Source organism: Olleya sp. Ti.3.14, assembly GCF_038154885.1.
Classification (GTDB): domain Bacteria; phylum Bacteroidota; class Bacteroidia; order Flavobacteriales; family Flavobacteriaceae; genus Olleya.
The window spans coordinates 344,052-360,100 of sequence record NZ_JBAKAO010000002.1 but is presented as its reverse complement, the minus strand read 5'-3'; the positions used below and the strand labels follow the sequence as shown (position 1 = coordinate 360,100).

Genomic DNA, 16,049 nt, shown 5'->3' with positions numbered 1-16,049 from the left:
TTTACTTTAAACTATATTCTTTTTCAACAGCTATTTTTATTGGCGTTTTATTGGACAAATTGTCTCTTACAGGACAACGTGCCTCAACAATCTCTAACCATTTTGCAAGTGTTTCTATACTTGCATCTGTTTTAGGGATTAGGTTTAGTTCTATTGTTTTAAAACCAGCACGCTCGTCTTGCGAGATTCCTAAGAATTTATTTGGATTGATTTGTCCTGAAACTTCGATATCAAGTTTTTCTATTTTAAAACCAAGCTCTTTTGCTACTAGGTGTCCAACTACATTTACGCAACCTGCAAAACCTGCTAAAATATACTCGACAGGATTTGGACCTTGATCTGTTCCATTTAACGTATCTGGTTCATCAACCACTAATTTAAACTGTCTAGCTTGTCCTATAAATTGAGTAGCAGAAGTACTGTTTCCTGTTACTGTAAATTTTAAATCACTCATATTTTATTGCATTAGAAATAACCATCACACTTTAAAATGGCAACTAAAAAGTGTGACGTTATTTCGGGTTAAATAATTAAAATTAAATTAGGCTTAAGCTAAAACGATTTTATTGACGACAGCAAAGGCTTCTTTTAAATCTGCTTTTAAATCGTCTATATTTTCTATTCCAACAGACAATCTGATTAAGTCTTTTGTAACTCCTGTGGCTTGTTGCGCTTCATCACTTAGTTGTTGATGCGTTGTACTTGCTGGATGAATAATTAGTGATTTAGTGTCACCAATATTAGCCAATAGTGAAAATAACTTAGTCGTATCTGCTATTTTTTTAGCCGATTCAAAACCACCTTCAACTCCAAATGTCACCACACCACTTTGTCCTTTAGGTAAATATTTTTTAGCTAACGTATTGTATCTGCTAGTTTGCAGTCCTGGATAATTTACCCAAGTTACTTCTGGCTGTTCTTGTAACCATTTAGCTAATTGTAAAGCATTTTGAGAGTGTTTTAAAATTCTTAATTCTAAGGTTTCTAATCCTTGAATAATCTGAAATGCATTAAAAGGACTTAAAGCGCCACCATAATCACGTAAACCTTCAATTCTTACCTTTGCAATAAATGCTGCTGGTCCAATAACATCACTATAGACTAAACCATGGTATCCAGCAGAAGGCTCTGTAAATTCTGGAAACTTACCATTAGTCCAGTCAAAAGTTCCTGCATCTATAATGATACCACCTAAAGAAGTTCCGTTACCTGTAATATATTTTGTAAGCGAATGGATGACTATATTTGCTCCATATTCAATTGGATTTAACAAGTAAGGTGTCGCTACTGTATTATCCACAATTAATGGCACTTTATGGGCTTTTGCATATTTAGAAATAGCCTCTAAATCCAATACATCCAATTTTGGATTACCCAAAGACTCTACAAATACAGCTCTTGTATTTTCTTGAGCTGCTTTACTAAAATTTTCCGGATCTGAAGGATCTACAAATGTGGTTGTAATACCATGTCTTGGTAAGGTTACGCTTAATAGATTATAGGTACCACCATACAAACTACTAGAAGCCACAATATGATCTCCTGCTTTTAATAAGGTTAATAATGTTGTAGAAATGGCAGCTGTTCCGGAAGCAGTTGCTACTGCTGCAATACCACCTTCTAGAGCTGCAATACGTTGTTCTAAAACATCATTTGTTGGATTATTTAAACGTGTATAAATAAATCCAGGGACAGACAGATTAAAGCGTCCTGCTGCGTCATCCGAATCGTCAAAAACGTATGAAGTAGTTTGATAAATAGGAACTGCTCTTGTCCCTCCTGTTTTAGCAGTGTCATGTCCTGCGTGTAATGCTTGTGTTGCAAATTTTTGAGTACTCATTTTTCTAATTTTTGAGTTAATAAATAAATTAAACCAAAAGTCAAATAAGCTTCGTTTGAAGCATACTTAATAGAAAAATGTTAAAAAGAAAAATACTAACTACAGATGAGTAATTAGTTTTTAGTTATCTATCCAATGTATCGATTAATGAATCGAAAATTAAGTAGAATTTAGCACCTTCTTAGTAAGTCTAAGGGTTGCTAAGGCTTCAATGGGTCTAATCCCTCCACCTTTCTTGATAACATTTCAGTAAGTTTTTGAACTTTGTGAGTACAAATATTGCAAAATAAATATTTTAGAAACAAACAAAACGGAATAATTTTCTAAAAAATTAACTTTTTATTAATTAAACAGAAAATAATTCATATAATATTAAAATAAACAGATTAATATTCTGTTATATTTAAAAATAGCAAGTTCAAAAAAATTTAAACTTGCTATTTAAAGTTATATTAAATGTTAATTGGTTATAATTAAGCCGAATTACGACTCGCATTTATATTACCAAATAACGATCGTGTTACTAATTTTTCATAAACAGCAATCAAATCGGTGTCTTTTACATCTGCTTTTTCTAATTCCTGAATTTGTTTTAAAGCATATTGTTGTATTGTTAATAGTGGCAATACAATAGATTCTCTAACCCTAATTGAGGCTTTACCTGATGGCTCTTCTTCCATTAAGTCTGTATAACCTGTTAATTTTAAAATCAATCTTTTTGTTGTTAAATACTCGGTATGTATAACATTCCAAAAGGCACCATATTCTGGATCATCACTCATGTATTTAGTCAAATCAAAAAACGATTTTGATAAGGACATCATACTGTTTTCAATTAATGTTCTAAAAAAGCTAGAGGTTTTAAATAAGTTTTGCGCTTTTTCAAATTCGCCAGCATCTTCGTAATGTTTTAAAGCAGTACCAACACCAAAAAATCCTGGTACATTTTGTTTTAATTGACTCCAAGATCCTACAAATGGGATAGCTCTTAAATCTTCAAACACTAAGCCTTCTGCTTTACCACGTTTGGAAGGTCTGCTTCCAATATTAGTTTTTGCGTAATATTTAAGTGTACTCATATGCTCTAAATATGAGATAAATTTTGGATGGTTTTTAAAATCTACATACGCTTGGTAACTTAGGTTTGCTAAATTATCCATAACAACTCTGTTTTCCGGAACCATGCGTAAATCCGTATCACTTAAACTATTATATATACCAGAACTTATTAATTGCTCTAAGTTATATTGTGAAGAATCTAAAGTACCAAAATTAGAACTAATAGTTTGTCCTTGGATGGTTAATTGCACTTCTTTATCCTCTATAGTTGGTCCTAATGACGCATAAAAATTGTGTGTTTTACCACCACCTCTTGCTGGTGGTCCACCACGACCATCAAAAAATATGACAGTTACATCATATTTTCTAGAGATAGCTGTTAGACGTTCTTTTGCTTTATAAATAGCCCAATTAGCCATTAAATAACCTCCATCTTTAGTTCCGTCACTAAAGCCTAACATAATAGTTTGCTTATTTCCTCTAGATTTTAAGTGTTTAGCATAAGCAGGATTTATATATAAATCCTCCATTACTATATGTGCATTTTCTAAATCTGTAATAGTTTCAAAAAGAGGTCCAATATCAACCGTAAGCTTATCATTAAATGCTACAACTTTAAGCATTGCAAATAACTGCATAACATTTAAAGTGGTTTGATTATTACTAATAATATAACGGTTTGCAGCCAACTCTCCATTAGTTTCCTGAATAGATTTTAAAGCCTTAATAGTATTTAGTGCTTTTAGGGTTTCTTCATCTTTAATTAAAGCTAAATCCACAGTTCCTTTAACCTCCGATAATACTTTAACCTGTTCTGCTTCCGTTAAATCATGATAGTTACTAGGTATATCCTTGCTTCCGTTTGCAATCATACTATCCACCATTGTTATAAAAATTGAATGATGCACTCTACTATCTTGACGTATATCTAAGCTTGAAAAATGAAAACCAAATAAATGAATTTTGTTAAGTAAACTAGTTACTTCGGTAACGTAAAGCGATTGATGCTGATCAATTATAATTTGTCTGATGGCTTTTAATTCTGAAACAAATTCGTTTAAAGTTAAACTTGATTCTTCATGAAGCACTTTTTTATATAACTGTGTTTCTATATGTGATATACGCGCTTCAACACCTTGAAAGGTTAATTTACGTTTTAATTTTCTGACGTCTTTATGGTAATTTTTAATAATAGTTTCATGCAGTCTAGTTGCTACTTTAACTGTAATTTCTGGTGTAACAAATGGATTACCATCTCTGTCTCCTCCTGGCCAAAAACCAATATTAATTATATCGTTATCTATATGTTTTCCATCAAAAATGTTTTGTTGGATGTAATCATATATTTTTCCGAAAGACTCATAAAACACATTTTCTAGATACCAGATTAAGCTAACCGCTTCATCGTAAGGTGTTGGTTTTTCATGTTTAAAAAATGGTGTTTTTCCTAATTGCGCTAACAAATCATTTATACGAAGTAAGTCGTTTTCTCTAACTGCTTCTGTCAAGTCTGTGATAATTCCTAAAACAGTACCAGGATAAAATTGTGTTGGATGTGCTGTTAAGACGATTCTAACTTTAAATTCTTCTAAATAATGACGTAACTTATCTAGCTTTCCTTCTGCAGCAGCACTTTCTTTTAAACTTCTAAGTGTACCAATTCCGTCCATATTATTAACAATCGGGAAAGCAGCATCCTCTATTGCATCAAATAACACCACTTGTCTTTCTATATATTGAATAAACCTAAACAACAAATCTATCTTGGATTTGTCTGAACGTCTAGCTTGATATTTTTTAAAAAACGTATCTACAATAACGGTTGGATTATGACCATCTTCAAACCCATTTTTGCATGTTTCATGAAACAATGGTAATAAAACACCTGTTTTAGTAATTGTATCAAAAGGAAGGGTCATAAAAATACCATTGTATATTTGATATTTAGACAATACGTTTTGATTGAAACGCGTTAACTTAGGCTGTAAAGGCATAATTTTTATTTTTAGATAAGTTATAAAGTTAATGAACAATAGGTGACTTTGATAAAATGATTGAAATTTTTAGGAATTATTAACTAATAGCACTGCTTTGTATGAATTACATAATTAAATGTTCATATTTTGATTTTCACTAAATGTAATTATGATTGGCAATTCCATCAATTAACTATTTTTAACGGTATGTTTTGATAAAAACTACTTTATTTTCTTACTTTTGCTGCTCAATAAATTAGAGGACGGATTTGACTGATTGCAACCTCATTAAAAAATGCTAAAGGCAGTGTAAACTTCCTTAGACGCTTTCGTCAAATCTATTATATACATTTTAAAAAACAAATATGGCGTATTTATTTACATCAGAGAGTGTGTCTGAAGGACACCCAGACAAAGTAGCAGATCAAATTAGTGATGCTTTAATAGATAATTTTTTAGCATTTGACAAAGACAGTAAGGTTGCTTGCGAAACTTTAGTAACAACAGGACAAGTTGTTTTAGCTGGAGAGGTTAAATCTAACACGTATTTAGACGTACAACAAATAGCAAGAGACACCATTAATAAGATTGGATATACTAAAAGTGAGTATATGTTTGATGGTAATTCTTGTGGTGTTTTTAGTGCAATACATGAGCAATCGGACGATATTAATCGTGGTGTTGACAGAGCTAGCAAAGAAGAGCAAGGTGCTGGTGACCAAGGTATGATGTTTGGTTATGCAACGCGCGAAACGGAAAACTACATGCCTTTAGCTTTAGATTTATCTCATAAAATCTTAATTGAATTAGCTGAGTTACGTCGCGAAAGCAAGGACATTACTTATTTAAGACCTGACTCTAAAAGTCAAGTTACTATTGAGTATAGTGATGATAATGTACCACAACGTATTGATGCAATTGTAGTATCAACTCAGCATGACGATTTTGACGCTAACGATGAGGTGATGTTATCTAAAATTAGAAAAGACATTGTCGAGATATTAATACCTAGAGTCGTTGCTAAATTACCAGAAGCGACACAAGCATTATTTAATGACGACATTAAATACCACATTAATCCAACAGGAAAATTTGTTATTGGTGGACCTCATGGTGATACAGGATTAACAGGACGTAAGATTATTGTTGATACTTACGGAGGAAAAGGAGCCCATGGTGGTGGTGCCTTTTCAGGAAAAGATCCAAGTAAAGTTGATAGAAGTGCTGCTTATGCGACAAGACATATTGCTAAAAACTTAGTTGCAGCAGGCGTTGCTGATGAAATTTTAGTACAAGTATCATACGCAATTGGTGTTGTTGAGCCAATGGGAATTTTTGTAGACACATACGGAACTTGTCCATTTAATATGACTGATGGAGAAATTGCACAAAAAATATCGAAGATATTTGACATGCGTCCATCTGCTATTGAAGACCGTTTAAAATTACGTAATCCAATGTATAGCGAAACAGCTGCTTATGGACATATGGGAAGACAAAACGAAACCGTGTCTAAAACATTTTCTAGACCAAATGGAGGAGACATTACTTTAGATGTTGAATTATTTACTTGGGAAAAATTAAACTTCGTAGATGAAGTAAAAGCTGAATTTGGCTTGTAACATTTTGCCTTAATCATATAAAAAGCCTCTCAAATTATTTGAGAGGCTTTTTTATTTATTAGTTGGCTTTCCATTTTATTGGCAAATGCACAATTTTTTTAGTGTCAAAAAATTCTTCTTCAAAATAATCTGATATATTATAAATAGTAGTGGTTTTATAATCCTGAAGCTCTTCCGTTAAGTCACCACCTTTAAGGTAAATTATTCCATTTTTAAGTTCGTTTTGCTGTGTTTTTGACACTTTTCCTTTTATCCAATGTACAAACGTTGGCATTGCTGCAACAGCACGACTGATAATAAAGTCGTAGGTTTCTTTAATTTCTTCTACACGACTATGGGTTACTTTAACGTTTTGCAATTCTAAACCTGCAACAACCTCTCTAACTACATTTAGTTTTTTGTTAATACTATCTACTAAATGAAATTCGCATTCAGGAAATAAAATAGCTAAAGGAATACCAGGAAAACCTCCTCCTGTGCCTACATCCATCATTGAGCTTCCTTCTTTAAAATTAATGATTTTAGCAATTGCTAAAGAGTGTAGTACATGACGCAAATACAACTCGTCAATATCCTTTCTAGACACAACATTAATTTTTAAATTCCAATCTTGATATAATGCTTCAAGCTTAGTAAATTGTTCTATTTGTAAAGGGGTTAAATCAGGAAAATACTTTAAAATCAGCTCCATAAACGTTTATAATTTTCGACAAAAATATGCATTTTAACACTAAAAAGGGAGTATCTGTTTTGCTTAATTAATTATCTTTGTAAGAAATATTATTTAACGGATTTTTCCGTTATAGTAAAAAGAATACAATTACAATGACAAAACAAACAGTAACGTTCTCTCGAACAGACTCTGCAAAATTTTTTAAGACACTTAATAAACGTGTCAACAATTATTTTAAAGAAAACAATATTAAAAAAACAGGAAATTGGAAATTATACATTAAAGCCATAGTAATGTTTACCTTATTACTAGGTCCATTAGTACTTATCTTAACCGTAGATTTACCAACGTGGCTACAGATTATATCAGTAATGGTTATAGGTATTGGTATGGCTGGTGTTGGAATGAATGTGATGCATGATGCTAATCATGGGTCCTTTTCTAGCAAAAAATGGGTTAATCGTTTAATGGGAAGTAGTATCCATATTTTAGCTGGTAATGATTACAATTGGAAAGTACAACATAATGTTTTACACCATACATACACTAACATTGAAGGACATGACGAGGATATTGACGCTGGAAGAATCATACGTTTTTCTAAGCACTCTAAGTGGTTAAAAATACACCAATATCAAAAATATTATGCCTTTTTACTTTATGGTTTATTAACTGTAAATTGGGCAATTACAACAGATTTCAAACAAACTTATGTGTATTTAAAAAGAAAATTATCTTATGGTGATTTTCCTAAACCAGCAACACAATGGACTAAATTAATCATTGGTAAAATTTTATATTATACCATCTGGGTGGTTTTACCTTTATCATTAGGATATGCTTGGTGGCAAGTTTTAATTGGCTTTTTAATCATGCATTACACTGCAGGAATTATTTTAAGTGTTGTGTTCCAATTAGCACACGTTATGCCAAATACAGAGATGCCTTTACCAGATGAAAATGGTAACATGAAAAACACTTGGGCTATTCACCAGTTATTTACAACATCTAACTTTTCGCCTAAAAATTGGTTAGTAGAGTTTTATACAGGTGGATTAAACAGACAAGTAGAGCACCATTTATTTGCACATATTAGCCATGTACACTACAAAAACATAGCAAAAATAGTCAAAGAAACTGCACATGAATTTAGCTTACCATACAATGAATATAACTCTATTTGGAAAGCTATTGGAGAACACTACCAACAACTAAAAATGTTAGGTCAAAACCCTAACATGGCATAATTAATTTTTGCACAATATAACAACACACACATGAGCCAACCACTTTCTGATCGTATTTTAAACATGTCCACTTCTGCCACTTTAGCTATGGCAGCAAAAACTAGAGAGCTAAAAGCTGAAGGTAAAGACATTATTGGATTAAGCTTAGGCGAGCCAGACTTTAATACACCAGACTTTATTAAAGATGCTGCTATCCAAGCCATTAATGACAATTACAATTCATACTCTCCAGTAGATGGTTATGTTGAGTTAAAAGAAGCGGTTATTACTAAATTTAAGCGTGATAACAACTTAACTTACACCTTACCACAAATTGTAGTATCTACAGGTGCTAAACAAAGTTTGGCAAATATTGCAGCTGTAATGTTAAACAAAGGAGATGAGGTTATTTTACCATGTCCTTATTGGGTTAGTTACTCTGATATTGTTAAGTTAAGTGAAGGTGTTCCTGTAGAAGTACAAACAAGTATTGACACAGATTTTAAAATGACTGCTGCACAATTAGAAGCTGCTATTACACCAAAAACTAAAATGTTATGGTTTAGTAGTCCTTGTAATCCAAGCGGATCATTATATAGTCAAACAGAATTAGAAGCTTTAGCTGAAGTTTTAAAAAAACATCCAAATATTTACGTTGTTTCTGATGAAATTTACGAACATATTAATTACACCGGAAAACCACATGCAAGTATGGCTACTGTTGATGGTATGTTTAACAATACCATTACTGTAAACGGGGTATCTAAAGCATTTGCAATGACTGGATGGCGTATTGGTTACATTGGTGCTCCAGATTGGATTGCACGTGCGTGTAACAAAATGCAAGGTCAAGTGACTAGTGGAGCAAATTGTATTGCACAACAAGCAGTAATCACAGCTTTAAATGCCGACCCAAGTGTTGTAAAATTTATGATTGACGAGTTTAAAGTACGTCGTGATTTAGTTTTAGATTTACTTAGTAACATCGAAGGTTTTAATACAAATACACCAGAAGGCGCTTTTTATGTGTTTCCAGATATTTCTTATTTTTTCGGAAAAACATTAAGAGGAAAAACAATACATAACGCAACAGATTTTTCGTTATATTTATTAGAAGAAGCTTTAGTAGCAACAGTTACTGGAGAAGCTTTTGGAAATCCAAATTGCATTAGATTAAGTTATGCAGCTTCACAAAAAGAGATCACTGAAGCTATAAAGCGTATTAAAGAAGCGGTTAGTTAATTAACACACTACATATTACTTATAAAAAAAGCTTCACAATTGTGAAGCTTTTTTTATTAAATACTTTTTCTTTTTTTCAAAATAAAATAAATCCATTTAAACTTATAGTAAACACCTAAAGCTATAAAAAGAAACACTAAATAGTATAACCAATTATAATCTGTGTCAGATTGGTATCCATAATATTGTTTTAATAAAAATAATACTTATGCTAATGCGAAAAATACTAACCCCAATACTAAGTTTTTCATAAAGGGAAAATTTAATAACTAAATAAAAAAAGCAAGGTTTAATTAGACATGAGCTTAAATCTAAAAAAAACAAACTAACATCACTTTATTTACACTAAATATGTAAAAATAGATAACATAACAGCCAAAGTTATAATAAGTAATACTATTTGTTTGACACGTCTCACCTTATGCTCTTTCTTAAGCTTATTACGTAACAACGCTATATCTTTATCTGATGCTTTTGGTAAATTGTATTTTGTTTTTTCTTTAGAATTACTAACAAAACTAAAAGATTTCTCTTTTCGTTTTGCTAACATATTTCTATTACTTTTTAATGATTGGTTGGCAGCCATCATTGAACCTTCTCCACCCATAAAATCTATATTTTAGTCTGAATATTTTCAGAAATTAAACAGTGAAATCTTTTTAGCAAACCATTATACATTAGTTGCTATCAAAATTATTATATAAAAAAAGCTGCTTTACATATATGTAGCAGCTTTTTATAAAATGTTACATTCCTGATTAAAGAAAATAACGATAGACTAATAGAAATTAAATAATAGCGAGAATTATCATGACTACAAACAATAACAGTTTAAGTGATGTAGCAACTGTACAACAGCTTTTATTATAAGACCAACTTTTTAGACGTTGCTTACTGCTAAATAAAGATTTAGACGAAATGTTTTTAAAATTACTTATTACAATAGACTTGTAATTAGAATTTAAAATCCCAGAATAATTATTTAATGTAGTTACTGAGTCCGTTTGTAAAGACTGTGTGTTAATTGATAATGCCATGATTGATTGATGTATTGGTTATATAATAAAGACGAAGTAGACTTTAAAATGTTACAGTACAACCCAAAAAAACAACAAGACTATTTAGAAAACTATCTATTTCTCCAGAAAAAAGGCGTCAACAAAATCAATACAGTAAACAACTCTAAACGACCAATTAACATTAAAAAACTACACCACCATTTACCAACATCTGGTAATGCTGCATAATTATTTACTGGTCCAAATTGACCTAAAGCAGGACCAACGTTTCCTAAGCTTGAGGCTGCAATACCAATAGAGGATTCAAAATTAATACCCATCATAGAAAAACCTAAGGCACCAATTATAAAAGCAATCATGTATAAAATAAAAAAGCCTAAAATATTAAATACAATATCTCCTGATATAGCTCTTTTATTATATCTTACTGGTAAAATAGCATTAGGATGCAAAGTACGTTTAAACTCTAAAAATCCATTTTTAATTAATACTAAATGACGCACAACTTTTACACCTCCTGCTGTACTTCCTGCAGATCCACCTAAAAACATTAGTCCAAAGAAAAATACCACCAAAAACGGAGTCCACAATGTATAGTCTGCTGTTACAAATCCTGTAGTAGTAATTACAGATAACACTTGGAACAAAGCGTGTCTAAAAGCACTTTCGGCTTTACCCCAAACCATTGGATGGTCTATAGAAGATATCGTTAAATCTGCTCTAAAATAAATAATTAATGCAGCAATTATTGTAAATATAGCTACAAATTTAAAGTACAGTTTAAACTCTTCATCATGTATCACTTTTTGAACTTTACCTTTAAAAGCAAAATAACTTAGTACAAAGTTAGAACCTGCTAAAAACATAAAAGCGATAATAATATATTGTATAACTGGTTGATTATTCCAATAAGCAACACTTGCATTTTTAGTTGAAAAACCACCTGTAGACAACGTACACATAGAGTGATTTATGGCATCAAAAAAGCTCATTCCTGCCACTTGAAGCAAAATAGTTTCTGCTGCTGTATACCCAAAATAGATTAACCACAAACGTTTTGCGGTATCTGTAATTCTAGGATGTAATTTATCTGCACTAGGTCCAGGTGCTTCAGCTGCAAATAACTGCATACCTCCAATTCCCAGTAATGGTAATATGGCAACTGCTAAAACAATAATACCCATACCACCAATCCAATGGGTTAAACTTCTCCAAAACAAAACCCCTTTAGGTACAATTTCGATATCATTTAAAATGGATGCTCCAGTGGTTGTAAAACCAGACATGGTTTCAAAAAAAGCGTTTGTAAAGTTAGGAATTGCTCCTGTAACTAAATACGGAACTGCACCTGATAAGGACATAACAATCCACCCAAAAGCTACAACAATGTAACCTTCACGCTTATTCATTTCTTTATTATGGTTACGATGATTAATCATCCCTAAAAGCCCAAAAATCAAAATCCCTAAACCTGAAGACACCAATTGTAAAGTCACACCATCTTGATAAATTAAACTTACCAATGCTGACAATAAAATAAAACCACCATTAAAGACTAATAGTAAACCAAAAAAGTAAAATATAATTTTGTAGTTAAGGCGTAATCGTTTTCCCATTATAAAAATAGTTTTTCAACTTCCTTAATTGATCGTGGTAAACAACACACCACAATATAATCGCCTTCTTCTATTCTAAAACTACCCAAGGCAATCAATCCTTTACCGTTCCTGATAACACCACCAACAATAGCAGACCTAGGAAACTCGACATCTTTAATTAACTTATTGCAAATTTTTGAAGTAGGCTTAACCTTAAACTCTAACAACTCGGCATTCATGTTGTTAAGTTTAGTCATTGCAATAACTTCACCTTTACGTATGTATCTAAAAATGTTATTGGCAGCTAAAAGTTTTTTATTAATTAGCGTGTCAATACCAATAGATTGGGATAACTCAAAGTAATCCATATTCTCTACTAAGGCAATTGTCTTTTTAACACCCTTAGATTTAGCAACAAGGCAGGACATGATATTAGTCTCAGAATTACCTGTTACAGATATAAAAGCATCCATTTCGCTAATATTTTCTTCTTCTAACAATTCAACATTACGACCATCTCCATTAATAACTAAAACTTTAGGTAAGTCGTCCGCTAAATCAAAAGCGATATCTTTATTATTCTCTATTAATTTTACATTAAACCCGCTTAATGACAGATCTCTAGATGTTTTAAAACCAATTTTACTACCACCTAAAATCATGACATCCTTAACAGGTGTATTTGTTTTACCTGTCATTTTACACAACTCATCACCTCCTCCTGCACAAGTAATAAATACTGCATTATCACCTTCTCTAAACTCGGTATCACCTCTAGGTATAATAGTATATTGCGTACCAAAACGTTGTATTGCAATTGGCACAAAATGTATTTCCGAAAATGATTCGGCAGCCTCTTTTACTGTTTTACCAACAAAACCTGCTGTTCTGGTCAAACTTAAACTAACCATTGTTAGTGCACCACCTTCAAACTCATAACTATCTTTAAAGGCAGATTGATTTAAAAGCAACTCAATTTCTGCAGCAGCTAAACTTTCTGGCGAAATCAGCTCGTCAATACCAAATCGGGTAAAACCAACCTCATCTTTATGTTTAATAAACTCTGTATTAGAAATTCTAGCAATCGTGCGTTTAGCACCTAATTGCTTGGCTAATACACAGACTGTAATATTTGTAGTTTCGGATGCTGTTACGCCAATTAATAAATCTGCACGATCTATTTTAGCTTCTTTTAAAATAGCAATGGATGTTGCATCACCTTTTAAGACTTTAATATCCAAATGGTTATCTGCATAAGACAAACTGTCTCTATCTGTATCAATAAGTGTAATTTCTTGAGACTCGTAAGACAATAATTTTGCTAAATGAAATCCAACTTCACCAGCTCCAGCAATAATTATTTTCATAGTTTCTTTAATAAACGGAGTGCAAAGATAATTAATTTAAAGATTTAAGGGTCAATTATTTATTCTTTTGAAGTTTTACAGACTATTATATATGCATTATCTTTGTAAAAAAATTGATTTTGACAAAAGTAAATCCATACAAAGATAGCGACTTAGGAAAGAAAGAACAGGTAACTAAAATGTTTGATACCATTTCTGGTGAATATGATGGTTTAAACCGAGTAATTTCTTTTGGAATAGATATTAAATGGCGAAAAAAAGTAGTTGACATTATTAAAGCTACTAATCCAGATAATGTTTTAGATATTGCCACAGGAACTGGTGATTTAGCTATTAACCTTGCTGAAACTAGCGCAAAAAAAATTATTGGTTTAGACATTAGTAGTGGTATGCTAGAAGTTGGAAAGCTTAAAATAAAAGCTAAAAAACTAGATCAAAAAATTGATATGGTTATTGGTGATTCCGAAAACATGCCTTTTGACGACAATACCTTTGATGCCATTACTGTTGCTTTTGGTGTGCGTAACTTTGAAACTTTAGAAAATGGTCTAAAAGACATTTTACGTGTTTTAAAACCAGGTGGTATTTTTGTTATTTTAGAAACTTCTGTCCCAACTAAGTTCCCGTTTAAACAAGGGTATCAATTCCATTCCAAGGTTATTTTACCTACCGTCGGAAAATTATTTTCTAAGGACAAAACAGCTTACAAATATTTAAGCGAAAGCGCTAATGCGTTTCCATATGGAGAGGCTTTAAACAATATTTTACGTAAAATTGGGTTTAGTAATGTTACAGACATGCCTCAGACATTTGGTGTTGCTACAATTTACAAAGCATTTAAAAAATAATGAATACAAAACATATATCAACCTTACTGATTGCTCTATTTTTAGCCACAGCTTCTCAAGCGCAGCTTTTCACTAAAGAAAAAGTAAAAAACCTAGAAACTGTAGATAAAGCGACATTAAGTTGGGGTTATTATTTAGGATTTAATAACTTAGATTTTAAATTTGACTACAATAATAATCTTGGCGATATACAAACAGAACGCACGATTGGTTTTAATGTAGGTTTGTTAGGTAACGTACGTATTAACGATTATTTTGATGTCCGTTTTGAACCAGGTTTGGTAATCTCGCAACGTAACCTGATGTATCCAGAAAACTATTTTGACGGTTTTGACGAAGAGATTACAGACTCGGATTTACTTCGTGAGGTTAAGTCAACCTATGTATACTTTCCGCTATTACTTAAAATGTCGACTAAACGCATTAATAACTTTAAACCATTTGTTTTAGCAGGTGTATCCACTGCTATTAACCTATCTAGTAACGAGAAAAACCCAGACGATAACTCGGCTGGAGATTTTAGAATGGTAAAAAACATGCAGTTTTTTGAGCTTGGCTTTGGTATAGATTTTTACTTAGACCGTTTTAAGTTTACTCCTTCCATTAGAGGTGTTTTTGCAATGCAAGACGAGCTGGTTAGAGACAAAGATATTAACAGTCCTTGGACAGGTAATATTAGTCAAATGCAAACACGTGGTATTTTTATCAATTTTACGGTTCAATAAAAACTTAAGTTATTTAGGTTTAAAAAATTAACGCCTAAACTCACTTAACAAAATAGCTCCAGCAGTGGCTACATTTAAACTTTCTGTTGCTTGAAGATCTCCAAATCTTGGAATACTAATTTTGTCTGTTACGCTAGCTTCAATTATTGAAGATATTCCGTTGGCTTCATTTCCTAAAACTAAAATCCCATCTTTTGGCAACTTTGTTTGGTACACATTTTTACCATCCATAAAGGCACCAAAAACAGGTACATCGACTTCTTTTAAATAAATGCTTAAGTCGGTATAAACAATATTTACTCTAGTCAAAGATCCCATAGTTGCCTGCACTACTTTTGGATTATAACAATCCACAGTTTTAAGACTACATACTAATTGCTTGATTCCAAACCAATCACACAAACGTATAATGGTACCTAAATTACCAGGATCACGTATATCATCCAACGCCAATATCAGACCTTCGTTTATTAAGGTGTCTATTTCTGGAATTTTAAAAATAGCTAAGGCTGTATTAGGCGTAGTTAAACAGCTAATTTTTTTTAAATCAGCTTCGGACACGATGCTTTCGTTTTCTACATTAAAGGTCTCTGTTGTAAATAAATCCACAAGTTTAAAAGTAGAGTTTAAAAACTCTTTGATGACTTTTCCGCCTTCAGCAATAAATAAACCTTCTTGTTGTCTATATTTTTTTTGCTTTAAACGCGTTATATTTTTAATTTGATTTTTAGAAAGCACGCTTTTAATATTTTTTTATAAAGAAAAAGAAAAAAAAGGAGTTCGCATTTGTGTGTTTCTATTTATTTAAAATTTATTTGTTCAATAAATAGTGTATTTTTGAATATGATGTATAT

At 31.8% G+C, this 16,049-nt stretch carries 14 protein-coding genes and 1 riboswitch; of the genes, 5 read left to right on the top strand and 9 right to left on the bottom strand.

Translation table 11 applies throughout. The features are described from left to right. Window position 1: 1 nt before the first annotated feature. The 3 genes from V6251_RS05775 to V6251_RS05765 all read right to left on the bottom strand — a co-directional run bounded on the left by V6251_RS05775 (window position 2) and on the right by V6251_RS05765 (window position 4,893). Entirely contained in the window at window positions 2–454 is a 453-nt protein-coding gene (locus V6251_RS05775; protein ID WP_292947027.1) for an OsmC family protein, read from the bottom strand. Window positions 455–547: 93 nt separating this feature from the next. Further along, window positions 548–1,840: an O-acetylhomoserine aminocarboxypropyltransferase/cysteine synthase family protein gene (locus V6251_RS05770; RefSeq protein WP_341587389.1), complete on the bottom strand. Its 1,293-nt coding sequence runs from the start codon at window positions 1,838–1,840 to the stop codon at window positions 548–550. A 121-nt stretch (window positions 1,841–1,961) separates the two neighbouring features. Next, window positions 1,962–2,085, bottom strand: a riboswitch (SAM riboswitch). 228 nt (window positions 2,086–2,313) lie between these two features. Continuing rightward, a complete protein-coding gene (locus V6251_RS05765; protein ID WP_341587388.1) occupies window positions 2,314–4,893 on the bottom strand; it encodes a phosphoenolpyruvate carboxylase in 2,580 nt (859 codons plus the stop codon). Window positions 4,894–5,240: 347 nt separating this feature from the next. Here V6251_RS05765 and metK point away from each other — a divergent pair, with 347 nt between their 5' ends. Next, a complete protein-coding gene (metK, locus tag V6251_RS05760) occupies window positions 5,241–6,497 on the top strand; it encodes a methionine adenosyltransferase (protein WP_341587387.1) in 1,257 nt (418 codons plus the stop codon). Between the two features lie 58 nt (window positions 6,498–6,555). On the opposite strand, the gene rsmG is transcribed toward metK, so the two are convergent. Next, on the bottom strand, window positions 6,556–7,188 hold the full coding sequence (rsmG, locus tag V6251_RS05755) for a 16S rRNA (guanine(527)-N(7))-methyltransferase RsmG (RefSeq protein WP_341587386.1): 633 nt from the start codon (window positions 7,186–7,188) through the stop codon (window positions 6,556–6,558). A 134-nt stretch (window positions 7,189–7,322) separates the two neighbouring features. Between rsmG and V6251_RS05750 the strand changes: the two genes are divergently transcribed. Next, window positions 7,323–8,417 carry a fatty acid desaturase family protein gene (locus V6251_RS05750; protein ID WP_341587385.1) on the top strand — a complete coding sequence of 365 codons (1,095 nt, stop codon included), beginning with the start codon at window positions 7,323–7,325 and terminating at the stop codon, window positions 8,415–8,417. 30 nt (window positions 8,418–8,447) lie between these two features. Further along, window positions 8,448–9,638: a pyridoxal phosphate-dependent aminotransferase gene (locus V6251_RS05745; protein ID WP_341587384.1), complete on the top strand. Its 1,191-nt coding sequence runs from the start codon at window positions 8,448–8,450 to the stop codon at window positions 9,636–9,638. 340 nt (window positions 9,639–9,978) lie between these two features. Here the strand turns inward: V6251_RS05745 and V6251_RS05740 are convergent, their stop codons facing one another. From V6251_RS05740 to trkA, 4 genes are all read right to left on the bottom strand, one after another. Continuing rightward, window positions 9,979–10,245, bottom strand: coding sequence for a hypothetical protein (locus V6251_RS05740; RefSeq protein WP_341587383.1), 267 nt, complete (start codon window positions 10,243–10,245; stop codon window positions 9,979–9,981). Window positions 10,246–10,426: 181 nt separating this feature from the next. Continuing rightward, on the bottom strand, window positions 10,427–10,675 hold the full coding sequence (locus V6251_RS05735; RefSeq protein ID WP_145006180.1) for a hypothetical protein: 249 nt from the start codon (window positions 10,673–10,675) through the stop codon (window positions 10,427–10,429). 92 nt (window positions 10,676–10,767) lie between these two features. After that, on the bottom strand, window positions 10,768–12,273 hold the full coding sequence (locus V6251_RS05730; RefSeq protein WP_341587382.1) for a TrkH family potassium uptake protein: 1,506 nt from the start codon (window positions 12,271–12,273) through the stop codon (window positions 10,768–10,770). Next, window positions 12,273–13,622 (bottom strand): Trk system potassium transporter TrkA, encoded by a 1,350-nt coding sequence (gene trkA, locus V6251_RS05725; RefSeq protein ID WP_341587381.1) that lies wholly within the window; start codon window positions 13,620–13,622, stop codon window positions 12,273–12,275. Before trkA ends, V6251_RS05730 begins: the two co-directional genes overlap by 1 nt. A gap of 119 nt (window positions 13,623–13,741) precedes the next feature. Between trkA and ubiE the strand changes: the two genes are divergently transcribed. Further along, on the top strand, window positions 13,742–14,470 hold the full coding sequence (gene ubiE, locus V6251_RS05720; RefSeq protein WP_445933616.1) for a bifunctional demethylmenaquinone methyltransferase/2-methoxy-6-polyprenyl-1,4-benzoquinol methylase UbiE: 729 nt from the start codon (window positions 13,742–13,744) through the stop codon (window positions 14,468–14,470). Then, window positions 14,470–15,195 carry a type IX secretion/gliding motility protein PorT/SprT gene (gene porT / locus V6251_RS05715; protein ID WP_145006170.1) on the top strand — a complete coding sequence of 242 codons (726 nt, stop codon included), beginning with the start codon at window positions 14,470–14,472 and terminating at the stop codon, window positions 15,193–15,195. The genes ubiE and porT overlap by 1 nt, the downstream gene beginning before the upstream one ends. A gap of 27 nt (window positions 15,196–15,222) precedes the next feature. On the opposite strand, the gene V6251_RS05710 is transcribed toward porT, so the two are convergent. Continuing rightward, the gene (locus V6251_RS05710) at window positions 15,223–15,933 is read right to left on the bottom strand and encodes a TrmH family RNA methyltransferase (protein WP_341587380.1); all 711 of its coding nucleotides are present in this window, start codon (window positions 15,931–15,933) and stop codon (window positions 15,223–15,225) included. Window positions 15,934–16,049: the final 116 nt, after the last annotated feature.